21 protein-coding genes are annotated in these 26,463 nt (G+C 61.1%); 9 read left to right on the top strand and 12 right to left on the bottom strand.

What is annotated here, in order from left to right; genetic code table 11:
• From RGV33_RS08610 to ppsA, 5 genes are all read right to left on the bottom strand, one after another.
• Positions 1–246, bottom strand: a complete 246-nt coding sequence (locus RGV33_RS08610) for a CrfX protein (RefSeq protein WP_322143902.1) — start codon at positions 244–246, stop codon at positions 1–3.
• Between the two features lie 85 nt (positions 247–331).
• The gene (locus tag RGV33_RS08605) at positions 332–1,327 is read right to left on the bottom strand and encodes a zinc transporter ZntB (protein WP_322143901.1); all 996 of its coding nucleotides are present in this window, start codon (positions 1,325–1,327) and stop codon (positions 332–334) included.
• A 25-nt stretch (positions 1,328–1,352) separates the two neighbouring features.
• Positions 1,353–1,844 carry a ribonuclease E activity regulator RraA gene (gene rraA / locus RGV33_RS08600; RefSeq protein WP_003215007.1) on the bottom strand — a complete coding sequence of 164 codons (492 nt, stop codon included), beginning with the start codon at positions 1,842–1,844 and terminating at the stop codon, positions 1,353–1,355.
• A 222-nt stretch (positions 1,845–2,066) separates the two neighbouring features.
• Positions 2,067–3,056, bottom strand: coding sequence for an alpha/beta fold hydrolase (locus RGV33_RS08595; RefSeq protein ID WP_322143900.1), 990 nt, complete (start codon positions 3,054–3,056; stop codon positions 2,067–2,069).
• A 107-nt stretch (positions 3,057–3,163) separates the two neighbouring features.
• A complete protein-coding gene (ppsA, locus tag RGV33_RS08590; RefSeq protein WP_322143899.1) occupies positions 3,164–5,539 on the bottom strand; it encodes a phosphoenolpyruvate synthase in 2,376 nt (791 codons plus the stop codon).
• A gap of 178 nt (positions 5,540–5,717) precedes the next feature.
• Between ppsA and RGV33_RS08585 the strand changes: the two genes are divergently transcribed.
• Positions 5,718–6,536 (top strand): pyruvate, water dikinase regulatory protein, encoded by an 819-nt coding sequence (locus tag RGV33_RS08585; protein ID WP_010176424.1) that lies wholly within the window; start codon positions 5,718–5,720, stop codon positions 6,534–6,536.
• A 190-nt stretch (positions 6,537–6,726) separates the two neighbouring features.
• On the opposite strand, the gene RGV33_RS08580 is transcribed toward RGV33_RS08585, so the two are convergent.
• On the bottom strand, positions 6,727–8,151 hold the full coding sequence (locus RGV33_RS08580) for a PLP-dependent aminotransferase family protein (protein WP_416152065.1): 1,425 nt from the start codon (positions 8,149–8,151) through the stop codon (positions 6,727–6,729).
• A 99-nt stretch (positions 8,152–8,250) separates the two neighbouring features.
• On the opposite strand from RGV33_RS08580, the gene RGV33_RS08575 reads away from it, so the two are divergent.
• The 7 genes from RGV33_RS08575 (at position 8,251) to RGV33_RS08545 (ending at position 17,051) form a co-directional block, all read left to right on the top strand.
• The gene (locus tag RGV33_RS08575; RefSeq protein WP_416152064.1) at positions 8,251–9,195 is read left to right on the top strand and encodes a DMT family transporter; all 945 of its coding nucleotides are present in this window, start codon (positions 8,251–8,253) and stop codon (positions 9,193–9,195) included.
• Between the two features lies 1 nt (position 9,196).
• Positions 9,197–11,056: a molybdopterin-synthase adenylyltransferase MoeB gene (gene moeB / locus RGV33_RS08570; RefSeq protein WP_322143897.1), complete on the top strand. Its 1,860-nt coding sequence runs from the start codon at positions 9,197–9,199 to the stop codon at positions 11,054–11,056.
• Between the two features lie 24 nt (positions 11,057–11,080).
• Positions 11,081–11,995, top strand: a complete 915-nt coding sequence (locus RGV33_RS08565) for a PLP-dependent cysteine synthase family protein (RefSeq protein ID WP_322148640.1) — start codon at positions 11,081–11,083, stop codon at positions 11,993–11,995.
• Between the two features lie 22 nt (positions 11,996–12,017).
• Positions 12,018–13,010, top strand: a complete 993-nt coding sequence (locus RGV33_RS08560) for a serine O-acetyltransferase (RefSeq protein WP_322143896.1) — start codon at positions 12,018–12,020, stop codon at positions 13,008–13,010.
• A gap of 2 nt (positions 13,011–13,012) precedes the next feature.
• The gene (locus RGV33_RS08555; protein WP_322143895.1) at positions 13,013–13,741 is read left to right on the top strand and encodes an alanyl-tRNA editing protein; all 729 of its coding nucleotides are present in this window, start codon (positions 13,013–13,015) and stop codon (positions 13,739–13,741) included.
• Between the two features lie 227 nt (positions 13,742–13,968).
• Positions 13,969–15,714 (top strand): ABC transporter permease subunit, encoded by a 1,746-nt coding sequence (locus tag RGV33_RS08550; protein ID WP_322143894.1) that lies wholly within the window; start codon positions 13,969–13,971, stop codon positions 15,712–15,714.
• A 14-nt stretch (positions 15,715–15,728) separates the two neighbouring features.
• Entirely contained in the window at positions 15,729–17,051 is a 1,323-nt protein-coding gene (locus RGV33_RS08545) for a nitrate/sulfonate/bicarbonate ABC transporter ATP-binding protein (protein WP_322143893.1), read from the top strand.
• 107 nt (positions 17,052–17,158) lie between these two features.
• Here RGV33_RS08545 and prpD read toward each other — a convergent pair whose 3' ends face one another.
• The 6 genes from prpD to RGV33_RS08515 form a co-directional block, all read right to left on the bottom strand.
• Entirely contained in the window at positions 17,159–18,643 is a 1,485-nt protein-coding gene (prpD, locus tag RGV33_RS08540; RefSeq protein WP_322143892.1) for a 2-methylcitrate dehydratase, read from the bottom strand.
• A 94-nt stretch (positions 18,644–18,737) separates the two neighbouring features.
• Positions 18,738–19,928: a 2-methylaconitate cis-trans isomerase PrpF gene (gene prpF, locus RGV33_RS08535; RefSeq protein WP_322143891.1), complete on the bottom strand. Its 1,191-nt coding sequence runs from the start codon at positions 19,926–19,928 to the stop codon at positions 18,738–18,740.
• Positions 19,929–19,970: 42 nt separating this feature from the next.
• Complete coding sequence (gene acnD, locus RGV33_RS08530; protein ID WP_322143890.1) at positions 19,971–22,565, bottom strand: Fe/S-dependent 2-methylisocitrate dehydratase AcnD; 2,595 nt, start codon at positions 22,563–22,565, stop codon at positions 19,971–19,973.
• A 205-nt stretch (positions 22,566–22,770) separates the two neighbouring features.
• Positions 22,771–23,898 carry a 2-methylcitrate synthase gene (gene prpC, locus RGV33_RS08525; protein WP_322143889.1) on the bottom strand — a complete coding sequence of 376 codons (1,128 nt, stop codon included), beginning with the start codon at positions 23,896–23,898 and terminating at the stop codon, positions 22,771–22,773.
• Between the two features lie 155 nt (positions 23,899–24,053).
• Positions 24,054–24,947, bottom strand: coding sequence for a methylisocitrate lyase (gene prpB, locus RGV33_RS08520; protein ID WP_177044768.1), 894 nt, complete (start codon positions 24,945–24,947; stop codon positions 24,054–24,056).
• On the bottom strand, positions 24,944–25,657 hold the full coding sequence (locus tag RGV33_RS08515; protein WP_322143888.1) for a GntR family transcriptional regulator: 714 nt from the start codon (positions 25,655–25,657) through the stop codon (positions 24,944–24,946). The genes prpB and RGV33_RS08515 overlap by 4 nt, the downstream gene beginning before the upstream one ends.
• A 270-nt stretch (positions 25,658–25,927) precedes the next feature.
• Between RGV33_RS08515 and RGV33_RS08510 the strand changes: the two genes are divergently transcribed.
• Positions 25,928–26,461: an ATP-dependent zinc protease gene (locus tag RGV33_RS08510; protein ID WP_322143887.1), complete on the top strand. Its 534-nt coding sequence runs from the start codon at positions 25,928–25,930 to the stop codon at positions 26,459–26,461.
• Positions 26,462–26,463 lie beyond the last annotated feature (2 nt).

The following is a 26,463-nucleotide window of genomic DNA, read 5'->3' as shown; positions in this document are numbered from 1 at the left end:
TCATTCAGCCTTATCAGCAGTGCGAGCAAGAGGTTTACGACGGGAAACCGGTGAAACATGGGCCGAACCATTGTTCAGGGCCATCATCAACGCCGGCAACCAACGACCGAGCAGGCCGAACAGGTCTCCCGCCCCAACCTGGCGGTTGGCGGTTTTTAATACGCGACCCAGGCACGCATCGTCATCCCGGTTGGAGGACGAGGCATTGAGCATGTCACGCAAAGACTGTTCGAACGGATCGTGCATAAGGACCTCTCGCAAGTGATTTAAAAGACGAGGGTAAAATTCTTCAGGTCACATGACCTGTTTCCACGTTCAGGTCACATTCAGGTCAGACCCAACGTAAACGTCGGAACAACCACCATTGGCCGACGGCCACCGAGACCATCATCAGGCAGGCGATCAAGAACCCATAAGGGCTGGAAGAGAACGGAATACCGCCCACATTGATCCCCAGCAAACCGGTCAAAAAACTCATCGGCAGAAAGATTCCGGTGATGATCCCAAAGCGGTACATCGTGCGGTTCATACGCAGGCTCAAGCGCCGGTCTTCAGTCTCAAGCACAAGCCCCACGCGCTCCCGGGCCAATTCCAGCTCTTCCAGGTAACGGGTCAGGCTGTTGTTCAATTCGTTCCAGTAGTCAGCATCGTCGTCACAGAACCAGGGCAACTTGATCCGGGTCAACTGCGCGAAAATATCCCGCTGCGGCGACAGGAAACGTTTCAGCCCGGCGGCGCGTCGGCGGATCTGCAAAACGCTGCCATGCTCCGGAGTATACCGTTCGTCGGCATCCAGTTTTTCTTCTTCGATATCGACAATTTCCGACAGGTCGCTGACCAGATCCTGAACCTTGTTGGTCAGGTACTGCGCCATGTAAAGGACCAGTTCCGAGGCGGTTTTCGGCCCTTTGCCATCTGCCAGTTGCACCAGCAACTCATCGGTGGCGCGCAATGGGCGCAAACGCAGGGAAATCACGCGGGCCGCCGAGGCGAAGATCCGCACCGAGACCATGTCCTCCGGCTCGGCACCGGGGTTAAGGTTAACCCCGCGCAAAAACAGCAGCAGCTCGGCATCCGGCAGCGGCAACAGGCGTGGGCGGGTGTTCTCCTCCAGCAGCAAGTCACAGGCGAACTCGCTTAAGCCGCTGGATGTGCGCAACCAGGTCTGGGTTTGGGGATGGCTGCGATCCCAGTGCAGCCACAGGCTTTCCTGAGGCCGCAGTTGCAGCTCATCAAGCTCTGTCCGGGCAATCGAACGCGCGCCACCTTTACCGTCCAGCACCAGGGCATGCACCAGCCCCCACTGCGCGTTTTCTTCCTCGAACATCCTCACCCCTGTCGGCTACTGCTATTTATTCAGGCATTTTCAGCGGGCTGGGGGAGACGATGACGCCATTATTGTCGGCGTACACATACTCACCCGGGCGAAAGGTCACGCCGGCGAATGTGACCGCCACGTTCAAGTCGCCAATACCGCGCTTGTCAGTTTTCATCGGGTGGCTGGCCAGGGCCTGCACGCCGAGGTCGGTTTGAGCGATCACGTCCACATCGCGGATGCAGCCGTAGATGACCAGCCCTTCCCAGCCGTTTTTTGCGGCTTTCTCGGCGATCATGTCGCCCAGCAACGCGCGGCGCAGGGAACCACCACCGTCAACCACCAGCACCTTGCCGGCGCCATTGAGCTCGGCTTGCTCCTTGACCAGGGAATTGTCTTCAAAGCACTTGATGGTCACGATCTCGCCACCAAAGGAGTCTCGGCCGCCAAAATTGCTGAACATCGGCTCAACCACCTGCACCAGCTCCGGGTAAGCGTCACACAGGTCGGGGGTAAGGTAATGGTTCATCGAGAAACTCCTGTAGGTGAAGGAAGGTGTCGAACATCCCACTGTTTACTTACATCTGGAAACGCTTTGCCATGAAGCTTCTTTAATCCGGGTCGAATAATCCGGCCCCACGGGCAGCAACGCAATACCCACTGCGCGACTGAATATGACCAGAAGCACCCGACGCGTCGTATCTTATCCGCTACGCCAACCAAGCGAAACGCCCCTGTTAGAGCCTTGCGGTCAAACGGCCTCAAGCTCCCGCGACTCCGCCCCCGTCAAAGGTGTGAGCGGGTGTTTCAGCCAGCGCGTCACCAATGGCCAGACTTGCGCCTGGGCGGCCTTGCTGACGAGCATCTCGACATGCCCGAAATCCCCGCTGAACCCTTGCTGGCGCCCCAGGCACAGGTACTGGCGATGCTCGGAGCCGACTTGCTCGAAGAGTTTGCGACAGGCCCAATCCGGGTCTTGGTGATCGCCGGCAGCGCTCACCGCCAACAGCGGCACGTCGACCGCTGCCAGGCCCTTCCACCAATCCTGCTTCCCTTCGCCAAAACGGCCGAACAGGCCGTTCCAGCGCATGGCTTCGATCAACACGCCCGCCGGCTCATCCTCTGGGCCGCGCTTGAACCGCGGGCCCGACAATTGGCCGACACGTTTCAGGAGCAGGCGACCGGTCCATTCCACTGGTGGCAGTTTCAACGGCCAATGGCTGCGGCTGACCTGGCAGCCAAACAGCGCCACCGAGGCCACTGCCGGCGCGCCAAGGTGCTGCCCACCCAGGGCTGCAGCCAAGGTGATGCCACCCAGGGAATGCCCGATCCAGTGGGGTACCTGCCCGCTTTGCTCGCGCACAAAGGCGGCAATGGCCGGCAAGTCGTAGCGAGCATAGTCGGCGACGCGGTTTTTGGCGTAGTCGTGGTTACGCCGCGATAGCCCGTGGCCGCGCATTTCCGGGATCCAGACGTCGAACCCTTCACGCGCCAGGTAAGCGCCCAGGCCGATACCCTTGGGCGAATACCAGAAGCGCCGATTGGAGAAACTGCCATGCAACAAAACCACCGGCACGCCCCGGTTTTCCGGGACATCGGCCAGGCCCAGGCGCGTCACGGCCAGCTCGACAGTGCCGTCGGGGCTGTTACCGGGTTTCAGCCGGTACACATCTTCACTCAGGTCGCCACGACGTTCAGCGCTGATCAGGGCGACGGGAAACAGGTTGCTGCTGCTTTGCATAATGCTCTTGCACAAAAAAGGGCGGCGTCCGGAAGGAGTTCCGCCCTGTACAGAATGAGAAATGCCGGCCAACCGCAGGGTTGACCGGCACTTTGGGGTGTTGCGTCTTACGCCGGGGCTTGGCCTTCAGCCAGGAAGAACCAGGTTTCCAGTACAGAATCGGGGTTCAGCGAGACGCTTTCGATGCCCTGTTCCATCAGCCATTTGGCCAGGTCCGGGTGATCGGAAGGGCCTTGGCCGCAGATGCCGATGTACTTGCCAGCCTTGTTGCACGCCTGGATGGCGTTGGCCAACAGCTTCTTGACCGCAGGGTTACGCTCGTCGAACAGGTGAGCGATGATCCCCGAATCGCGGTCCAGGCCCAGGGTCAGCTGGGTCAGGTCATTGGAGCCGATGGAGAAGCCGTCGAAGAATTCCAGGAACTCTTCGGCCAGGATGGCATTGGACGGCAGCTCGCACATCATGATGACGCGCAAACCGTTCTCGCCACGGGACAGGCCGTTCTCAGCCAGCAGGTCCACAACCTGGCTCGCCTCACCCAGGGTGCGCACGAACGGCACCATGATTTCGACGTTGGTCAGGCCCATCTCGTTGCGCACGCGCTTGAGGGCACGGCATTCCAGCTCAAAGCAGTCGCGGAAGGCTTCGCTGATATAACGCGAGGCGCCCCGGAAGCCCAGCATCGGGTTTTCTTCTTCCGGCTCGTAGAGCTTGCCGCCGATCAGGTTCGCGTATTCGTTGGACTTGAAGTCCGACAGCCGCACGATGACCTTTTTCGGGTAGAACGCCGCCGCCAGGGTGCTGATGCCTTCCACCAGCTTCTCGACGTAGAAACCCACCGGGTCGTTGTAGCCGGCAATGCGCTTGTCGACGCTGTCCTTGATGTCCGGCGGCAGGCCGTCGTAGTTCAGCAAGGCCTTGGGGTGCACACCGATCATGCGGTTGATGATGAATTCCAGGCGGGCCAGGCCCACACCGGCGTTCGGCAACTGCGCGAAATCGAAGGCACGGTCCGGGTTGCCGACGTTCATCATGATCTTGAACGGCAGGTCCGGCATGGCGTCGATGGAGTTTTGCTTGATGTCGAAGCCCAGCTCACCTTCGAAGATAAAACCGGTGTCGCCTTCAGCGCAGGACACGGTCACGCCCTGGCCGTCTTTCAACAGTTGGGTGGCGTTGCCGCAACCCACAACCGCTGGGATCCCGAGTTCACGGGCGATGATCGCCGCGTGGCACGTACGCCCACCACGGTTGGTGACAATGGCGCTGGCGCGTTTCATCACCGGTTCCCAGTCCGGGTCGGTCATGTCGGAAACCAACACGTCACCTGGCTGGACCTTGTCCATCTCGGACACGTCTTTGATGATCCGCACCTTGCCGGCGCCAATGCGCTGGCCGATGGCACGGCCTTCCACCAGCACGGTGCCGGTTTCCTTGAGCAGGTAGCGTTCCATGACGTTGGCCGAGGTGCGGCTCTTCACGGTTTCAGGGCGGGCCTGGACGATGTACAGCTTGCCGTCGTCACCGTCCTTGGCCCATTCGATGTCCATCGGGCACTTGTAGTGCTTCTCGATGATCATCGCCTGCTTGGCCAGTTCGCTGACTTCGGCGTCGCTCAGGCAGAAACGTGCGCGTTCGGCCTTGTCGACATCCACGGTTTTTACCGAGCGACCGGCCTTGGCCTCGTCGCCGTAGATCATCTTGATTGCCTTGCTGCCCAGGTTGCGGCGCAGGATGGCCGGGCGGCCGGCTTCAAGGGTGTGTTTGTGGACGTAGAATTCGTCCGGGTTCACCGCGCCTTGTACGACGGTTTCGCCGAGGCCGTAGGCACCGGTGATGAACACCACATCGCGAAAGCCCGATTCGGTGTCCAGGGTGAACATCACGCCGGCCGTGCCGGTTTCCGAACGCACCATGCGCTGCACACCGGCAGACAAGGCCACCAGCTTGTGGTCGAAACCCTGGTGTACACGGTAGGAAATGGCGCGGTCGTTGAACAGCGAGGCAAACACTTCCTTGGCCGCGCGGATCACGTTTTCTACGCCGCGGATGTTCAGGAAGGTTTCTTGCTGGCCGGCAAAGGAAGCGTCTGGCAGGTCTTCGGCGGTGGCCGAGGAGCGCACGGCGACGGCCATGTCCGGGTTACCGGCCGACAGCGCGGCAAACGCGGTGCGGATCTCGGCGTTGAGCTTCTCGGGGAACTCGGCTTCCATGATCCATTGGCGGATCTGGGCGCCGGTCTTGGCCAGGGCGTTGACGTCATCGACGTCCAAGGCATCCAGGGCAGCGTGGATCTGGTCGTTGAGGCCGCTCAGTTCGAGGAAATCGCGGTAAGCCTGGGCCGTGGTGGCAAAACCACCAGGCACCGAGACACCAGCGCCTGCAAGATTACTGATCATCTCGCCGAGGGATGCGTTCTTGCCCCCCACATGCTCTACATCATGGACGCCGAGCTTATCGAGGGAAACTACGTACTCTACCAAGGTGATCTCTCCACTTTCTGTGTTGGAAAAGCTCAGGACGCCGGTGGCTCAGTAGGAGCGGTTACCGGCGTTTGTGGCCTGGACCTGGAAAATAAGTGAGAATGCGGCCCACTGCGGGACGGCAAAATCGCGCCTATCATATCCAAGATTCGTCATCAGCTTAAGGCCCAAGGCTCAAATGAAACGATCTGCTTTCTTTATCTCCGACGGCACCGGCATTACAGCCGAAACCCTGGGTCAAAGCCTGCTGGCGCAGTTCGAAAACATTACCTTCAGCAAATTCACGCGACCCTATATCGACAGCGTGGATAAAGCGCGAGCCATGGTACAACAAATCAATCTGGCCGCCGAAAAAGACGGATTTCGCCCGATCATTTTCGACACCATCGTCAATCAGGACATTCGTGAGATCCTCGCGACTTCCAATGGTTTCATGATCGACATCTTCTCTACCTTCCTGGCGCCGCTGGAACAAGAGTTAAGTGAACATTCGTCATACTCCGTCGGAAAATCTCACTCCATTGGCCACAATTCCAACTATATGGAGCGGATCGAGGCGGTGAACTTCGCCCTCGACAACGACGACGGCGCCCGCACGCACTACTACGACAAGGCCGATTTGATCCTGGTGGGCGTGTCCCGCTGCGGCAAAACACCGACCTGCCTTTATATGGCCATGCAATTCGGGATTCGGGCGGCCAACTACCCGCTGACCGAAGACGACATGGAGCACCTGACGCTGCCCGCCGCGCTGCGCGCGCACCAGCACAAGCTGTTCGGGCTGACCATTGACCCGGACCGCCTGACGGCGATTCGCAATGAGCGCAAGCCCAACAGCCGTTACTCCAGCTATGCGCAGTGCGAATTTGAAGTGCGGGAAGTAGAAAATCTGTTCCGCCGGGAGAATATTGCGCACATCAATTCCACGCATTTTTCGGTGGAAGAGATTTCGGCGAAGATTCTGGTAGAGAAAGGCGTGGAGCGGCGGTTCAAGTAAATACTCTCGCTGGCCAAGGTGCTTGTGTGGCGAGGGAGCTTCTGTGGCGAGGGAGCTTGCTCCCGCTCGACTGCGCAGCAGTCGCAAACCAGACGACTGGTATTTAGTGAATGGCCTTGGGGCTGCTTCGCAGCCCAGCGGGAGCAAGCTCCCTCGCCACAGGGGTCAAGTTCACAACAAGCCGTTGGGTTCACAGGTGAAACCTACCCCCGCCCTGCCCCAGCGCCGTCGCCAGCGCATCAAACCCTGCCAGCAACAACTGATCATCCCCCGACGTGTTGCAGATGCTTGCCCGGATAAACTGCGGCACTGCCGTCTGCCCCACCGCAAACGCCTCGGCGGTGGCGATCAGGTAATTGTTCTGCTTTAACTCCGCCTCGATTTCCGACGCGCGCCAGGGCTCCGGGACTTCGATCCAGAAGTGCGGGCTATTTAAGTGGGTGCGGTACTCCAACCCAATCAACAACCCTTCGACCAACGCCTTGCGCCGGCTGATTTCCTGGATCTGCTGGTGCAGCAAGTGCTCTGCCGTGCCGTTTTCGATCCATTGCGTGGCCAGTTCCAGGGTGACCGGGGTCGCCATCCAGCAGGTCGAGCGCAAGGCCGCAGAAATTCGGCTGACCAACGCCGGCGGCGCGTGCACATAACCAACACGCAACCCCGCCGATACCGCCTTGCTCAGGCTGCTGATCAGAATCGTACGCTCCGGGGCGAAATGGCTCAGGGGCGGCGGACGATCTTCCACCAGCACGCCGTGGGCCTCATCCTCCAGAATCAGCAGGTTGTGTTCACGGCACACCTTGACCAACGCCTCACGGCGCGCGACCGACAGCACCGCCGTCGTAGGATTCTGGATAGTCGGCGTGCAATACAACGCCGACACCCGGTGATTGCGACAGACTTCATCCAGCGCGCTCGGCAGCAAGCCTTCTTCATCCATTTCCAGGCCAATCAGGCGTATCCCCAGCATCCGCGCGGCGGTGATCAGCCCCGGATAGGTCAACTGCTCGGTCACCACCGTGTCTCCGGCGCGCAACAGCGCCATCAGTGCACAGAGCAGCCCGTGCTGGCCGCCGTTCACGCAAATCACCTGCTCGGGAATCGGGTGGAAATCCCGCTGCACCAGCCACTGCGCACCCGCCGCACGGTAGCGCGGCAGGCCAGCATCCGGGGTGTAGGCACTGATGTCCTGCAAGAACTTGGCATTGGTGGCCAGCGTCTGGAAGCTCTGGGCCAGGAACGTGGTCTCCTGCCCCGGGATATGCATGTTGCGGCTCATATCGAAGTATTGGCGCGGCTCGTCGCTGAAGTTGCGAAAACCCTCATCCCGCTGGCGCTCCATCCCACGCTTGCGTACGAAGGTGCCGTCACCGACCCGCGCGACCACCAGCCCCAGCCGCTCCAGCTCACCGTAGGCCCGGCTGATGGTGCCAATGGTCACCCCCAGATTGTCGGAAAGCACCCGATGGGGCGGCAGTTTTCTTCCCGGTTCAATCAAGCCTTCAAGGATGCCCCGCTCCATGACATCGGACAGGCGTTTGTACTTCACGCCCTGCCCGCTGGAGAGTCCTTCTCGCATAATTGACACCATGTCAATATTTGTTTTGACAGCCATCATTCGCCCTAATAGTGTGCTTTTACGGGTTCAATCACCGAATCAAGGCACTCAATATAGAGGTCAATTCGGTCTCATGGAAGCAATGTCACGATGCCAATGTCCGCCGTTCTAGAAAACGCTGAAAAAACAAAAACTCACAAGCAGTGGTTGGGTGGGCTGATTACCAGCGTGATGTTTCTGATTGTCTGCCTGAGCTGGGGCACCACCTGGCTGGGCATCAAGATCGCCGTGGAAAGCGTGCCGCCGCTGACCTCTGCCGGGCTGCGGTTTTTGATCGCGTTTCCGCTGTTCCTGTGTTTTGCCTGGGTGCGCCGCGAGCCGATCCTGTTTCCCCGGGAAAGCCGCTGGTTCTTCGTATTCGTGACGCTTTCCTACTTCAGCGTTCCGTACTACCTGCTCAACTACGGCGAGATGCATGTCTCGTCCGGCCTTACCGCGCTGCTGTTCAGCTGCATGCCGGTGTTTATCCTGATTTTTTCTGCGCTGTTCTTGCGTGAGCGCATCTACTTTTCGCAGGTGGTGGGTATCGCCATCGGTTTCGGCAGCCTGTACATGATCATCAAGAGCCAGGGCCTGCACCTGGACCATGCCGAATTCTTCGGGGTGCTGGCGATCCTGGCCGCCGCGATCATGCATGCCTTGTGCTACGTGATTACCAAGAAACAAGGCAGCGCCATCAGCGTGATCACCTACAACACCCTGCCCATCGGCATCGCCGGGCTGATGCTGTTTGTCGCCGGGCTTTTCTTTGAAACCCCGACCTTTGAAGACATCACCCTGCGCTCCTGGAGTGCGCTGTTCTACCTCGGGCTGGTGGCCTCGGTGGGCGGGTTTATCGTGTATTTCATGCTGCTCAAGCGCCTGAGCCCGATCATTTTGTCGTTCGTGTTCATCATCTTCCCGGTGTTCGCGGTGATCATCGGCGCCTGGTACGAAGGCCTGCAGATTTCCAAGGACCTGATGATGTATTCGGCGATCCTGCTGGCCGGTTTTGCCATCACCAAGCTGCCCATCGAGAAACTCCTGGCGAAGAAAAACTGAGATGAAGGTCCTGAGCCCAAGCGCCCTGGAGCAGATTTACGCCCACGCCGACCGCAGCTATCCCGAGGAATGCTGCGGCTTCGTTTTCGCCGATGGCCGCGTGCACCTGGGCAGCAATATCCAGAATGAGTTGCATAGCAAAAACCCCGAGATGTATTCACGCAGCGCAGCCAACGGCTACACCTTTTCAGTGGCCGACACGCTGATGATGAACAAGGCGTTTCGCAGTGATAACCCGGTGGTGGTGATCTACCACTCCCACCCTGACGTCGGCGCGTATTTCAGCGACGAAGACCAGGACAAGGCCCTCTTCATGGGCGAGCCGATCTACCCCGTGAGCTACCTGGTGGTGGATGTTCGCCAGGGCAACACCCAAGGTTCCAAGCTGTTTGCCTGGGATGGCAAGCGCTTCGCCCAAAACCCCTTCAACGACCTGCAAACGGAGTTGTGCATGAACGCTGTCTCTTTCCCCGACATCCTGGTCCGCGTGGCCAAGCTGCCAGCATCGACGCTCGAGGGTGCCGGATCGACATTGCGCGAAGTCATTGAAAACCTCTGCACCGAGCACCCGCAGTTGCGCGCGCACCTGCTCTACGAGAATAACCAGCTCAAGGAACACTTCCTGTTTACCGCCGAGGAGGAGCTGATCGACGCCAACGACCGGCTGCCCAAGGCGGCGAAAATCGAAGTATTGCTGGCGACCTCTGGCGGTATCGATGTCGAGTCACTGAGTAACGAAGAAGTGCAGCGCTACGTGCGCCACATCACCCTGCCCGGCGTCGGCCGCGAAGGCCAACTGAACCTGAAGAAAGCCCGGGTATTGATCATCGGCACCGGCGGCCTTGGTTCGCCCATCAGCCTGTACCTGGCGGCGGCCGGCATCGGCACCCTCGGGCTGGTGGATTTCGACGTGGTGGAAAGCAGCAACCTGCAACGCCAGATCGTCCACGGCAACAGCACCCTGGGCATGCCCAAGGTCGAGTCCGCCAAGCAGCGCTTGCAGGACCTTAACAGCCACATCCAGATCAACACCTACGACACCGCCTTCAACACCGACAACGCCCTGGACCTGGTGGGCGCCTACGACCTGGTGATCGACGGCACCGACAATTTCGAAACCCGCTACCTCGTCAACGACGCCTGCGTGCAATTGGGCAAACCATTGGTGTACGGCGCCATCTACCGCTTTGACGGGCAGATCAGCGTACTCAACCATAAAGGCGGGCCGTGCTACCGCTGCCTGTTCCCCCATGCACCCCCGGCAGAACTGGCACCCAATTGCAGCGCCGGCGGTGTCATCGGTGTATTGCCCGGCGTGGTCGGGATGATCCAGGCCACCGAAGCGATCAAGCTGTTGATCGGCATCGGCGAACCGCTGTCCGGGCGGCTGATGCGCTTTGATGCGCTGGCCATGAAGTTCAGCGAGATTCGCTTCAAGCGTCGCGCCGATTGCCCTTGTTGCTCCGAACTGCGTCACAGCCAAACCATCGCCCCGGCCGTGTGCGCCGATGCCATGCCAAGCACCCCATCGCTGGCAGAAGAGCGCTACATCAAGCCCCGGGTGCTCAAGCAACTGCTCGAACAACACAGCAAGGCCGACGTGCTGCTGGATGTGCGCGATGCCAGCGAACTGGAAGTGTGCAAGCTGCCGGGGGTGGTGCACATCCCGCTGGCCGAACTCGACGGGCAGCTCGCCAACCTCAGCCGAGACAACACGCACTACCTGATCTGCTACGCCGGTACCCGCGCAGAGCAAGCCGCCAGTACCTTGCTGGCCGCCGGATTCGCCAACACCAAAGTGCTGCAAGGTGGCATGAAACACTGGGTTCGCGACGTCGAACCCGACATGCCTTTGTACTGATCAGCGGCCATGGGTTCTTACTTGATGTTGCATAACTCGATACTCGACGCCATTGGCCAAACGCCCATCGTGCGCCTGGAACAGTTTTCCGAGGACCTCGGCATCGAGGTCTACGCCAAGCTGGAATCCCTCAACCCCGGCGGCAGCCACAAGGCGCGCATCGCCCTGGGCATGATCCTCGACGCCGAGCGCCGGGGCATTCTGATCCGTGGCTCAGGGCAAACCGTCATCGAGCCCAGCGGCGGCAACACCGGCATCGGCCTGGTGATGGCCGGCAACGTGCTGGGCTACAAAGTGGTGCTGGTGATCCCCGACAACTACAGCCCCGAGAAGCAGAAACTGCTGCGCCTGTACGGCGCCAAAGTGGTGCTGTCGGACAGCCGCCAGGGCAACAATTCCCACGGCGAAAAGTGCATGGAACTGCAGCTGGAGAACCCCAGCTACGTAATGCTCAACCAGCAGCGCAACGGCGCCAACCCGCAGACCCACCGCGACACCACCGCACGGGAAATCATCCGCGCCTTCGGTGAGCGGCGGGTCGACTACTTCGTCAGCGGCATCGGTACCGGAGGGCATATCACCGGCATCGGCGAAACCCTCAAGAGCACCTGGCCGGCAATCCGTGTGATGGGCGTGGAGCCGGAAGAATGCGACCTGCTCAACGACCGCCACGCGCCGCACCATATCCAGGGCCTGTCCATCGGGCTGATCCCGAGCATCCTCAACGTCGCGATTATCGACGGGATGCTCAAGGTGTCGCGCCAGGAGTGTATCGACATGATCAAACGCATCATGCGCACCGACGCCATCAGCCTCGGGTTGTCCTCGGCCGCCAACATGGTGGCCATCGCCAAGCTCGCGCCGGAGCTGCCAACCGACACCGTGGTGCTGACCATGGTCTACGACAGTGCCGACAGTTATTTGCCCTGTTTTGAATAACAACTATTGCGGGGGTGCCTCCATGGGGGGCTTTATCGACATGCAACAACTGCACGATGAGTTGCTCACCCACCTCATCACTACGCTTACGCCCGCGCAGTTGAAGCAACTGGAGGCGCATCTTGCGACGCTGGTCCAGGCGGCAGCCCAGGCGGTGGCCGAAGACCTGATCGCCTATGCCTGGCGCGACCCCGCGTCCCGTGGGCGTGGGGAGCTGATCCTGGAGTCCTACGCCTCGTTCAAGGCGGTGTTGTATTACCGACTGGCTCACCTGGTGTGGAACTTCCCGGACACGCACAACGGTGTGTTTTGCGCCATCGCCCTGAAACTGAGCAACCAGGGCAAGATTTTGTCTGGCGCCGAAATCCACCCGGCCGCCCGAATCGGCCGGCGCTTTGTGCTGGACCACGGTTACGGCACGGTCATCGGTGAAACCTGCGAGATCGGCAACGACTGCTACATCCTTTGCGGCGTGACCCTCGGCGCCCGGGGTATCGCCAACAACCCGGACGGCAAGCGCCACCCACGCCTGGGCAACAACGTGGAGGTTGGCTCGGGCGCGCGGGTGCTGGGTTATGTGCTGATCGGCGACAACGTGTTTATCAGCCCCTCCTGCGTGATCACCCAGGACGTGCCGGCCGGCACCAAGGTCAAGGTAGTCAACCAGATCCAGTTGCAGAAAAACGACGAGTCGGACCACAGCAACTACCTCGGCGCGTTTGCCCTCGATGAACGCCTGCACGTGGTCGGGGAAGTCAACGCCAGCCACAAGGTCACGGTGCTCGACGCCGACTTCCATCCCCTGCCCGGCCTGCTGCTGGAGCCAACGGTCAAGGAACGCCATCACTTGCAGTTCCGCCTGCGGCACATCGAAACCACGGCCTATCCGCCGCGCCTGCCACTGAACCTGAAAGTGAGCGGGCCCGAATTTGAAATCACCCTGCTATCTCCCCCTGGCTTGAGCGCGATGGTTCGTCGCCTGCTGCAAGCCAGCCCACTGATCGTCGGAGGTTGAACATGTCTGTGCACACCATGGAAACCCTCGCGCTGTTCGACAGCGCGCCTTACCAGAATGCATTCAGTGCGCGGGTGATTGCCGTCAGCGAACAAGGCATCGCCCTGGAGCACACACTGTTCTACCCCACCGGCGGCGGCCAACCGGGCGACACCGGGCACTTCACCCTGCCCGACGGCAGCCGCGTAGACATCACCGGCACCGTGCGCGACCCGGTGCTGCGCTCGATCATCTGGCACCAGGTGGAACACTGCCCCGAACAACTGGCTGCCGGGGTACAGGTAGACGCCAGCCTGGACTGGGAACGCCGCTACCAGCACATGAAAATGCACACCTGCCTGCACCTGCTGTGCTCGATCATCGACGCGCCGGTGACCGGTTGCAGCATCGGCGTTGATAAGGGCCGCCTGGATTTCGACCTGCCGGAAATGACCCTCGACAAAGAGACCATCACCCGCGACCTCAACGCACTGATCCAGCAGGCCCATCAGGTCAAGACCTTGTCCATGCCCGCCTCGGAGTATTCCACCCTGCTGCAGATCACCCGCACCCAGGCGGTGGCGCCGCCGGTCATCCAGGGTTCGGTGCGGGTGATCGAGATTGCCGGTATCGACATCCAGCCCTGTGGCGGCACCCACGTGACCAATACCGAGGAGATCGGCCGGGTGTTCTGCGAAAAAATCGAGAAGAAGAGCAAGCACAACCGGCGGGTGATCCTGCGGTTTGAATAGCGACCCTGCGACGGCTGGGGCGCCCACGCCCTAGCCGCAGTTCGTACAGGAAACTGACAGCAAATTTATGTGCCTGTAACATTCAGAAACGTACAATCCCGCCAGCAACGCCTCGTTGCCCCTGACTCGCGAAAACAGCGGCCTTCCCTCCCGGTAGGTCATTCGTGCAGCAGCTAAACTCGATCCCATCACGCCCCTGAACCTGAACGCCGCAGGAATGACTGCTTATGAAAAGAGTGTTCCGTCACTACATCCCTGCGTCCACATTGCGCTTGCTGCCCAACCGCTGGGACTTGGTCGCCCTGCCCCTGGTGATCGGCTTTTTACTGTTTTTCTCCATCACTGCGCGAGAAACCTGGGCGCCCATCGCCACCTTGCAAAGTGAAGTCATCTCGCTGGACCCGGCCAACCTGCCGGAATACGCGATGCGCACCACCCTGCGCATGTTGGCGGCGATGGTTGCAGCGCTGGTGTTTACCCTGTTGTACGGCACCCTGGCCGCCAAAAGCCGGCGCGCCGAGAAACTGCTGGTACCCGTGCTCGACATCCTGCAATCGGTGCCGGTACTGGGTTACATCTCGTTTACCGTGACGTTTTTCCTGCTGCTGTTCCCCGGGCGCGTGCTCGGCGCGGAGCTCGCGGCCATCTTTGCGATTTTCACCAGCCAGGCCTGGAACATGACGTTCAGCTTCTACCAGTCGCTGCGCATGCTGCCCCATGACCTGGTGGAGGTGTCGACCAACCTGCGGCTTTCCGGTTGGCAGCGGTTCTGGAAGCTCGACGTGCCCTTCGCCATGCCGGGGCTGGTGTGGAACATGATGATGAGCATGTCCGGCGGCTGGTTTTTCGTGGTCGCCTCCGAGGCCATTACCGTCGGCGACAAGACCATTACGTTGCCGGGCGTGGGTTCGTACCTGGCCCTGGCGATTGCCCAGAAAGACCTGCACGCCGTGGGTTACGTGATCCTGGCGATGATTGTCGTCATCCTGATGTACGACCAGTTCCTGTTCCGCCCGTTGGTGGCCTGGGCCGACAAATTTCGCATGGAAACCACCGCCTCCCAAGGCGCCGCGCCGCAATCCTGGCTGCTGAACCTGATCCAGCGCACGCGCATCGTCCAGCGCAGCCTGCGGCCAATCACCCGTACCATCAGCCGCATAGGCAACAAACGTTTCAGCCTGGCGGGCGGTGCACTCAAGGCGTTGCCGGCAGAAACACCCAAAGCCTCCAAAGTGATCGACTGGGTGTGGGGCACACTCATCGCGCTGCTGGCCGCTTATGCGCTGTATCACATCGTGCAGTATGTGGGCACCGAAGTGACCGTCGCCGAAGTCGGCCATGTGTTTGTGCTGGGCCTGATCACGCTGTTGCGCGTGGTGGGGCTGATCTTCATCGCCTCGCTGATCTGGGTGCCGTTGGGCGTAATGATCGGCTTGCGCCCTGCGCTTGCGGAAAAAATCCAGCCGCTGGCGCAGTTTCTCGCGGCGTTCCCGGCGAACCTGCTGTTCCCGGTGTTCGTCATCGTGATCCTGCACTACAACCTCAACCCGGATATCTGGTTGAGCCCGCTGATTGTGCTGGGCACCCAGTGGTACATCCTGTTCAACGTGATTGCCGGCGCCAGCGCGTTCCCCAACGACTTCAAGGAAGCCGCCGCCAACTTCCGCATTCGCGGCTGGTTGTGGTGGCGCAAGGTGATGCTGCCGGGGATTTTCCCGTACTACGTCACCGGCGCCATTACCGCCTCGGGCGGTGCCTGGAACGCCAGTATCGTGTCCGAGTACGTGTCCTGGGGCCAGGACAATGTGGTCGCCCACGGGCTGGGCGCCTACATCGCACAGACCACCGCCGCCGGCGACTTCCCGAAAATCGCCCTGGGCGTAGTGGTGATGTCGATCTTCGTGGTGGCGTTCAACCGCGCGGTGTGGCGGCCGATGTACGCCATCGCTGAAAACAAACTTCGTCTGAATTGATGGGATTCGCTGTGATGACTACCTATACCGAGCACGCCGCCGACACCCCGGAAATCTACTCGTTGAAAAACGTGAACCGGGTGTTCGGCAAAGGTAAAGACGAGCTGCAAGTCCTCAGCGGCGTGGACTTGAGCCTGCACGAGGGCGAGATTGTCGGCATGCTCGGCCGCTCCGGCTCGGGTAAGTCGACCTTGCTGCGTATCATCGCCGGGCTGATTCAGCCGTCGTCGGGCGAAGTGCGCTACAACGGTGCGCCGCTCACCGGCCCGGCTGAAGGCGTGGCCATGGTGTTCCAGACCTTTGCGCTGTTCCCGTGGCTGACCGTGCTGGAGAACGTCGAGGCCGGCCTGCAAGCCCTGCAGGTCGAGCGCAAGGAAACCCGCCGGCGCGCCCTGGCGGCCATCGACCTGATCGGCCTGGACGGTTTTGAAAACGCCTACCCGCGGGAACTGTCCGGCGGCATGCGCCAGCGCGTGGGTTTCGCCCGCGGGCTGGTGGTCAACCCGACCCTGTTGCTGATGGACGAACCGTTCTCGGCGCTCGACGTACTCACCGCTGAAACCCTGCGCACCGACCTGCTGGATCTGTGGAGCGGCAAGCAGTTGCCGATCAAGTCGATCCTGATCGTGACCCACAACATCGAAGAAGCGGTGCTGATGTGCGACCGCATCCTGGTACTGTCGTCCAACCCCGGTAAAGTGGTGGCCGAGATCAAGGTACCGTTTGCACACCCGCGCAACCGGCTGGACCCGACCTTCCGGCAAATGGTCGACGACATCTACGCCCTGATGACTGACCGGCGCAGCGCCGACGCGAGCAGGGGTTTGCCTGAGCTGAAAATGGGCAGCCTGTTGCCGGAAGTCTCCACCAACCTGATGGCCGGTCTGATCGAAACGCTGGCCGCCGAGCCCTACAACGGCCACGCCGGCCTGCCAACCGTGGCCGAACGGCGCTTGCTGGAAGTCGACGATCTGTTCCCGGTAGCGGAGATGCTTGAGCATCTGGGATTCGCCGAACTCAAGGGTGCTGACATCACCCTCACCGACGCCGGCAAACTGTTCGCCGACTACGGCACCCAGGAGCGTAAAACCCTGTTCGCCGAACACCTTATCCGCCACGTGCCATTGGCCGCACGCATTCACCAAGTGTTGCTTGAGCGCAGCGGCCACCGGGCGCCACGGGTGCGCTTCGAGCAGGAACTGGAAGACTCGATGACGGAAGCCTTTGTGGAGAAAACCCTGGAAAGCGTGGTGGCGTGGGGACGCTATGCGGAGATTTTCTCCTACGACGACCATACCGAGACGTTCAGCCTGGATGATGTGGAAGGCAGCATGTAACGGCGTGAAGTCGACCACTTTCCGTTGAACAACACGGAACAAATGTGAGAGCTGGCTTGCCAGCTCCCACATTGATTGGGTTTACACAGTGAGTGCTGTGGGGGTGTCTAGATGACGAACAGGTCCACAAATCGGTTCACGGGCGTGGCTTCAAGCTTCGCCTGATCCTTGCATAGCGCAAAAATCTGGGCACTGCGCTGCGCGGTAAAACGCGTGGCCAGGTTGGCCTTGAACTTGTCCTCGAGCAATGGAATACCCTCCACACGGCGGCGGCGGTGGCCAATCGGGTATTCCACCGCCACTTGCTCGGTGCTGGAGCCATCCTTGAAAAACACCTGCACCGCGTTGGCAATCGAGCGCTTGTGCGCCTCCAGGTATTCGTGGCTGTAGCGCGGCTCCTCGACGATGACCATCTTCTGGCGCAGCTCATCAATGATCGGATGGGCCGCGTGGAACTCATCCTCATATTGCTCGGCCACCAGGTTGCCAAATGCCAGCGGCACCGCGGTCATGTACTGCAGGCAGTGGTCCCGATCGGCCGCGTTGGCCAACGGCCCGACCTTGGAAATAATGCGAATCGCCGACTCGTGGGTGGTGATCACAATCCGCTCGATCTCATGCAGGCGCTGCTTCACCTGCGGGTGCAGGGTAACCGCCGCTTCACAGGCGGTTTGCGCATGGAACTCGGCCGGGAAGCTGATCTTGAACAGTACGTTCTCCATCACATAAGTCCCGTAGGGCTGCGACAGGCTGAAGGCCCGCTGGTCTTCGGGCTTGAGCGCCAGGTCCTTGTTGGTGTGACTGAACAGCACGTCATAAAAGCCCCACTGCGGCGCGCTCAATACACCGGGAATCCCCATCTCGCCACGCATTGCGATGTCGGCCAGACGCACCCCGCGGCTCGACGCATCCCCGGCCGCCCACGACTTGCGCGAACCGGCATTCGGCGCATGCCGATAAGTGCGCAGTGCCTGGCCGTCGACAAACGCCTGGGACAGGGCCGACAGCAGTTGCTCACGGTTGGCGCCCATCAGTTTGGCGGTGACGGCGGTGGAGGCGACTTTCACCAGCAGCACATGGTCGAGGCCGACGCGGTTGAAGGAGTTTTCGAGGGCAATCACGCCCTGGATTTCGTGGGCCATGATCATCGCGTCCAGCACCGCCCGCACGGTCAGCGGCGCCTCGCCGTTGGCCACACGCTTTTGCGAGAGGTGGTCGGCGACCGCGAGGATGCCGCCAAGGTTGTCCGAGGGATGGCCCCACTCTGCGGCGAGCCAGGTGTCGTTGTAGTCGAGCCAGCGCACGATACAGCCGATGTCCCACGCGGCCTTGACCGGGTCCAGGCGGAACGAGGTGCCCGGCACTCGCGCACCGAATGGCACCACCGTGCCTTCGACAATCGGGCCCAGGTGCTTGGTGCACTCCGGGAAACGCAGGGCCAGCAGGCCGCAACCGAGGGTGTCCATCAGGCAGTTGCGGGCGGTGTCCAAGGCATCGCGGGATTCAATCCTGAAGTCCAGGACGTAGTCGGCGATGTCCTGCAGGACCTGGTCATAGTCGGGGCGGTTGTTCTGGTCGACGTTGGCGCTCATGGCAGTACTCCAAAGTGGGTTAGGTGTGGTCCATCCTCAGGGTCAGGGTTGATGTTTTATAAAAGGCAGGTCTTGGTGCCTGCCTGTTGATTGTTTAGAACGAATCGCCGGGCACGCGCACAAACCCTTCCATCAACACCCGCGCACTGCGGCTCATGATGGCTTTTTTCACCACCCATTCACCGTTGGCCTGGCTGGCCTCGGCGCCTACGCGTAACGTGCCGGACGGGTGCCCGAACCGCACCGCATTGCGCTCCACACCGCCTGCCGCCAAATTCACCAGCGTGCCGGAAATCGCCGCCGCCGTGCCAATCGCCACCGCCGCCGTGCCCATCATCGCGTGGTGCAGCTTGCCCATGGACAGCGCCCGCACCAGCAGGTCGACATCGCCCGCCTTGATCGCCTTGCCGCTGGACGCCACGTAATCCGCAGGCGGTGCCACAAATGCAACCTTCGGCGTGTGCTGGCGCTGGGCCGCTTCGTCCAGGTGTTTGATCAAGCCCATGCGCAACGCACCGTGGGCGCGGATGGTTTCAAACATCGCCAGGGCTTTGGGGTCGCTGTTGATCGCCCCCTGCAGCTCGGTACCGGTGTAGCCCAGGTCCTGGGCATTGATGAAGATGGTGGGTATCCCGGCATTGATCAGCGTCGCTTTGAACGTGCCGACACCCGGCACCTCCAGGTCATCCACCAGGTTGCCGGTAGGGAACATCGAGCCCCCGCCGCCCTCTTCTTCCGCCGCCGGGTCGATGAATTCAAGCTGCACTTCGGCGGCCGGGAAGGTCACACCGTCCAGTTCAAAGTCACCGGTTTCCTGCACCGCGCCGTCCGTGATCGGCACGTGGGCGATGATGGTCTTGCCGATATTGGCCTGCCAGACACGCACCACGGCCACGCCATTTTGCGGAACGCGCGCGGCGTCCACCAAACCGGCGCTGATGGCAAACGAACCCACCGCCGCCGACAGGTTGCCGCAGTTGCCGCTCCAGTCCACGAACGGCTTGTCGATGGACACTTGGCCAAACAGGTAGTCCACGTCGTGATCCGCGCGGGTGCTTTTGGCGAGGATCACGGTTTTGCTGGTGCTGGAAGTCGCGCCGCCCATGCCGTCGATTTGCTTGTCATACGGGTCGGGGCTGCCGATCACCCGCAACAGCAACGCATCCCGAGCAGCGCCCGGCACCTGGGCCGATTCGGGCAAATCCTTGAGGCTGAAAAACACACCCTTGCTGGTGCCGCCACGCATGTAGGTGGCGGGAATCTTGATCTGCGGTACGTGAGACATGATGATCCTCATGGGCCGGGGCGCGAACCCCGGCCACGGTTGTCAGGCGGTAACAGCCGATTCCAGGAAGTCCTGGGCAAAACGTTGCAACACGCCGCCCGCCTCGTAGATCGACACTTCTTCAGCGGTATCCAGGCGGCAGGTCACCGGCACCTCGACACGCTCGCCATTCTTGCGGTTGATCACCAACGTCAGTTGCGTACGCGGGGTGCGTTCGCCGATCACGTCGTAGGTTTCGGTGCCGTCGATCTGCAGGGTCTTGCGGTCGGTGCCCGGCAGGAACTCCAGCGGCAACACGCCCATGCCCACCAGGTTGGTGCGGTGGATGCGCTCGAAACCTTCGGCGGCAATCGCTTCCACACCGGCCAGGCGTACGCCCTTGGCCGCCCAGTCCCGGGACGAGCCCTGGCCATAGTCGGCGCCCGCAATGATGATCAGCGGCTGCTTGCGTTCCATGTAGGTTTCGATCGCTTCCCACATACGCGTGACCTTGCCTTCGGGCTCCAGGCGTGCCAGCGAACCCTGCTTGACCTTGCCGTCCTCGATGACCATTTCATTGAACAGTTTCGGGTTGGCAAACGTGGCGCGCTGGGCGGTCAAATGGTCGCCCCTGTGCGTCGCGTAGGAGTTGAAGTCGACTTCCGGCAGGCCCATTTTCGCCAGGTATTCGCCGGCGGCGCTGTCGAGCATGATCGCGTTGGACGGCGACAGGTGATCGGTGGTGATGTTGTCCGGCAGCACCGCCAGCGGGCGCATGCCCTTGAGCGGACGCGCGCCGGCCAAGGCGCCTTCCCAATAAGGAGGGCGGCGGATGTAGGTGCTTTGCGGGCGCCAGTCGTACAGCGGCGTGACCTTGGGGCCGGTGTCTTCATGGATCGCGAACATTGGGATGTAGACCTGACGGAACTGTTCCGGCTTGACCGACGCCTTGACCACCGCGTCGATTTCTTCGTCGCTCGGCCAGATGTCCTTCAGGCGGATTTCCTTGCCGTTTACGTCCAGGCCCAGCACGTCCTTTTCGATGTCGAAACGAATGGTGCCGGCGATCGCGTAAGCCACCACCAACGGCGGCGAAGCGAGGAACGCTTGCTTGGCATACGGGTGGATACGGCCGTCGAAGTTGCGGTTACCCGAAAGCACGGCGGTGGCGTACAGGTCGCGGTCGATGATCTCTTGCTGGATCACCGGGTCGAGAGCGCCGGACATGCCGTTGCAGGTGGTGCAGGCAAACGCCACCACGCCGAAACCCAACTGCTCCAGCTCGGTGGTCAGGCCCGCTTCGTCGAGGTACATGGCCACGGTTTTCGAACCCGGTGCCAGGGACGACTTGACCCACGGTTTGCGGGCCAGCCCGAGCTGGTTGGCGTTGCGCGCCAGCAACCCGGCGGCAATCACGTTGCGCGGGTTGCTGGTGTTGGTGCAACTGGTGATGGCCGCGATGATCACCGCGCCGTCGGGCATTTGCCCCGGCACGTCATCCCACTGGCCAGAGATGCCCTTGGCGGCCAGGTCGCTGGTGGCGACGCGGGCGTGGGGGTTGCTCGGGCCGGCCATGTTGCGCACTACGCTGGACAAGTCGAAGCTCAGGCCACGCTCGTATTGCGCGCCCTTGAGGTCATCCGCCCACAGGCCAGTGTGGCGAGCGTATTGCTCCACCAGCGTGACTTGCTCGTCTTCACGGCCGGTGAGTTTCAGGTAGGCGATGGTCTGCTGGTCGATGTAGAACATCGCCGCCGTGGCGCCGTATTCCGGGGCCATGTTGGAGATGGTGGCGCGGTCGCCCAGGGTCAGGGCGCTGGCGCCTTCACCGAAGAACTCCAGCCATGCACCGACGACCTTTTGCTTGCGCAGGAACTCAGTCAGCGCCAGCACCATGTCGGTGGCGGTAATGCCCGGTTGCAGCTTGCCCGTCAGCTCCACGCCGACGCTTTCCGGCAGGCGCATCCACGAGGCGCGGCCGAGCATCACGCTCTCGGCTTCCAGGCCGCCAACGCCGATGGCGATCACGCCCAGTGCGTCTACGTGAGGCGTGTGGCTGTCGGTGCCGACGCAGGTGTCCGGGAAGGCCACGCCGTCACGTACCTGGATCACCGGAGACATTTTCTCCAGGTTGATCTGGTGCATGATGCCGTTGCCCGGCGGGATCACGTCGACGTTCTTGAAGGCCTTTTTGGTCCACTCGATAAAGTGGAAACGGTCTTCGTTGCGGCGGTCTTCGATGGCGCGGTTTTTTTCAAACGCGTCGGGATCAAAGCCACCGGCCTCGACAGCCAGGGAATGGTCGACAATCAGTTGGGTCGGCACCACGGGGTTGACCTGGGCCGGGTCACCGCCTTGCAGGGCAATGGCATCACGCAGGCCGGCGAGGTCCACCAGCGCGGTCTGGCCGAGGATGTCGTGGCAGACAACACGGGCCGGGAACCACGGGAAGTCGAGGTCACGCTTGCGTTCGATCAGTTGGCTCAGGGACGCGCTGAGGGTCGCCGGGTCGCAGCGGCGCACCAGGTTTTCCGCGAGTACGCGAGAGGTGTACGGCAGTGTGGCGTAGGCGCCGGGGGTGATTGCATCGACTGCCGCGCGGGCGTCGTAGTAATCCAGGCGGCTGCCGGGCAGCGGTTTGCGGTGTTCAGTGTTCATAGGCTCGGACTCGGTCACGGTAAGGTGTACAGCAAAAACCTGTGGCATTGGCCTGGATGAACACGGTCCCTGTGGGAGCCGGGCTTGCCCGCGATGCAGGCACCTCGGTGTGTCAGTTACACCAAGGTGGTGCTATCGCAGGCAAGCCAGCTCCCACATTGAACCGGTTCCAATCCTGAAAACCGGCACCTCAGATTCCCACCACTCAGCGACGTTCGATTGGCACGAACTTGCGCTGCTCAACGCCGATGTACTCGGCGCTCGGACGGATGATGCGGTTGTTGGCTCGCTGTTCAAATACATGCGCGGCCCATCCTGTAAGCCGCGAGCAGACGAAAATCGGGGTGAACAGCTTGGTCGGGATGCCCATGAAGTGGTACGCCGAGGCATGGTAGAAGTCGGCGTTGGGGAACAGTTTCTTCTGCTCCCACATGGTCTTGTCGATGGCTTCGGAAACGTTGAACAGTACGGTGTCGCCCACTTCGTCTGCGAGTTTTTTCGACCAGCCCTTGATCACCTCATTACGCGGGTCGCTGTCTTTATAGATCGCGTGGCCAAAGCCCATGATCTTGTCCTTGCGCGCCAGCATGCCGAGGGTGCCTTCCACCGCTTCCTGGGCAGAAGAGAAACGCTCGATCATCTCCATCGCCGCTTCATTGGCGCCGCCGTGCAGCGGGCCACGCAGGGAACCGATGGCTGCGGTGACGCAGGAATACAGGTCGGACAGGGTCGACGCGCAGACACGCGCGGTGAAGGTCGAGGCGTTGAACTCGTGCTCGGCGTAGAGGATCAGCGACACGTTCATCACCTTGACGTGCAAGTCGCTCGGCTTCTTGTCGTGCAGCAGGTGCAGGAAGTGGCCGCCGATGGACGGCTCGTCGGTCACGCAATTGATGCGCTGGCCGTCGTGGCTGAAGCGATACCAGTAGCACATGATCGCCGGGAACGCGGCCAGCAGGCGGTCGGTCACATCGCGCTGCACAGAGAAGTCTTTCTCCGGCTCGATGTTGCCCAGGAACGAGCAGCCGGTGCGCATCACGTCCATCGGGTGGGCGTCGGCGGGGATGCGTTCCAGCACTTCTTTAAGCGCTTGCGGCAGGTCACGCAGTTTGCCGAGCTTGGCGGTGTAGGCCGCCAGTTCAGCTTGGGTCGGCAGTTCGCCGTAGAGCAGCAGGTAGGCGACTTCTTCAAACTGCGCGTCGGCGGCGAGTTCACGTACGTCGTAGCCGCGGTAGGTCAGGCCGGCACCTTCCTGGCCCACGGTGGACAGCGCGGTTTGCCCGGCAACCTGGCCACGCAGGCCAGCGCCACTCAGTACTTTTGCTTCAGCCATGGTTATCTCCAATCTTGTAGTTATTCAGGGAGGCGTGTTCACAACACACCCTCTACTGTAGGAGCCGGCTTGCCGGCGATGAGTCCCCCGATATCGGCGCAATCCTTGAAGGCGCCATCGCCGGCAAGCCGGCTCCTACAGTGAGCGAACAGCCTTTATTTTTTGGCGGCGAACAGCGCGTCGAGCTTCTGCTCGAAGGTGTGATAGTCGATGCGATCGTAAAGCTCCATGCGGGTTTGCATGGTGTCGATCACGTTCTGCTGGGTGCCGTCGCGACGGATCGCGGTGTAGACGTTTTCGGCGGCCTTGTTCATGGCGCGGAACGCCGAGAGCGGGTACAGCACGATGGAAACATCCGCAGATTTCAACTGATCGACTGTATAGAGCGGCGTGGCGCCAAATTCGGTGATGTTGGCCAAAATCGGCGCTTTCACCCGGGAGGCGAACAGCTTGTACATCTCAAGTTCAGTGATGGCTTCCGGGAACACCATATCGGCACCGGCTTCGATGCAGGCGGCGGCACGTTCCAGGGCCGACTCCAGGCCTTCCACGGCCAACGCATCGGTGCGGGCCATGATCACAAAGCTGTCATCGGTGCGCGCATCCACGGCGGCCTTGATGCGGTCGACCATTTCCTGCTGGGACACGATTTCTTTGTTCGGGCGATGGCCGCAACGCTTGGCGCCTACCTGGTCTTCGATATGGATCGCCGCCGCGCCGAACTTGATCATCGACTTGACGGTACGCGCCACGTTGAATGCCGAGGAGCCGAAGCCGGTGTCCACGTCCACCAGCAGCGGCAGGTCGCACACGTCGGTGATGCGGCGCACGTCGGTCAGTACGTCATCCAGGCCGGTAATCCCCAAGTCCGGCACGCCGAGGGAGCCGGCAGCCACCCCGCCACCCGACAGGTAGATCGCCTTGAAACCGGCGCGCTTGGCCAGCAGCGCGTGGTTGGCGTTGATCGCGCCAACGACTTGCAAAGGCTGCTCGCTGGCAACGGCGTCACGGAAACGCTGGCCTGGAGTGATGTTGTTATTGGAACTCATGACTCACCTCGTGATTGGGGAGCGCCGTCCGGGAAGTGACGGGCAATGTTGCGTTTGGAAGCGCCGATATGACGGCGCATCAACAACTCGGCCAGTTCACCGTCGCGATCGGCAATCGCGTCAAGAATGCGGTGATGCTCGGCAAAGGCCTGGCGTGGACGATTGGGGGTGGCGGAGAACTGGATGCGGTACATGCGCACCAACTGATACAGCTCGCCGCACAGCATTTGGGTGAGGGTGCGGTTGCCGGCGCCTTGAATTATCCGGTAATGAAAATCGAAGTCGCCTTCCTGCTGGTAATAGCCCACACCGGCCTGGAACGCCGCATCGCGCTCGTGGGTGTGCAACACCTGGCGCAACTCTTCGATCTCGGCGTCGGTCATGCGCTCGGCCGCCAGGCGGCAGGCCATGCCTTCCAGGGATTCGCGGATTTCGTAGAGTTCGATCAGCTCTTCATGGCTCAAGGAGACCACTCGCGCGCCCACATGGGGGATGCGCACCAGCAGGCGCTGGCCTTCCAAGCGGTGGATCGCCTCGCGCAGCGGGCCACGGCTGATGCCATAGGTGCGCGCCAGTTCCGGCTCGGAGATCTTGCTGCCGGGGGCAATCTCGCCCTTGACGATGGCGGCCTGGATACGCCGGAAGACGTTCTCGGACATGGTCTGGGAATCGTCTGGGGCTACGACTGGGGTTTCCAGTTGATCCAGCATATTGTCGACACCTTTAAAAGCAATGCCGCAAAAACTAGCCAATCAGGCCCAAATAGTCAAAGAATAAATACACATTGTCGACAATCGTCTAATAACCAGCCTTGCACTCTATCGGGGCATGGCCGGCTGCCAGCGCTGGCGCAAGAAAACCTTCATGTTAGAATGCCGGCCACTTTTGCCTGACATCCATGGATGAAAAGGCGCACCAGAGATTGCGCAGCAATGCCAGTCGCCTTGAATTGAACATCGCACGGCATCGCGTCAGGATTTATGAGACTCAAGCCCTTCCCCCTTTTGCTCCTGCTGTCTATACCGGGACTTGGCGTTGCTGCCGAGAAAACCGTGTATGGCCTCAATGAATACGCCAAGTTGGCGGGCATTGACCTGGAAGTGGCCGCCAAACTCGACACCGGCGCCAAGACCGCGTCCTTGAGCGCCCGCGACATCAAGCGTTTCAAGCGCAACGGCGAATCCTGGGTGCGCTTCTACCTGGCTATCGACACCGCACACTCCCACCCCATCGAGCGTCCCCTGGCCCGCGTCAGCAAGATCAAGCGCCGCGCCGGTGACTACGACCCCGATGAAGACAAAAACTACACCGCCCGCCCAGTCATCGCCCTGGACATCTGCATGGGCACCGCTTTACGCAGTATCGAAGTGAACTTGACTGACCGCAGCGCCTTCCAATATCCGCTGCTGATCGGCTCCGAAGCGCTGAAACGCTTTGATGCGCTGGTCGACCCCAGTCTTAAATACGCGGCGGGCAAACCTGCCTGCGCCACCGACGCTCATACCGCCGAGTAATT

The organism is Pseudomonas sp. Bout1 (assembly GCF_034314165.1).
Classification (GTDB): Bacteria; Pseudomonadota; Gammaproteobacteria; order Pseudomonadales; family Pseudomonadaceae; genus Aquipseudomonas.
This window is presented reverse-complemented; position numbering and strand designations above follow the sequence as displayed.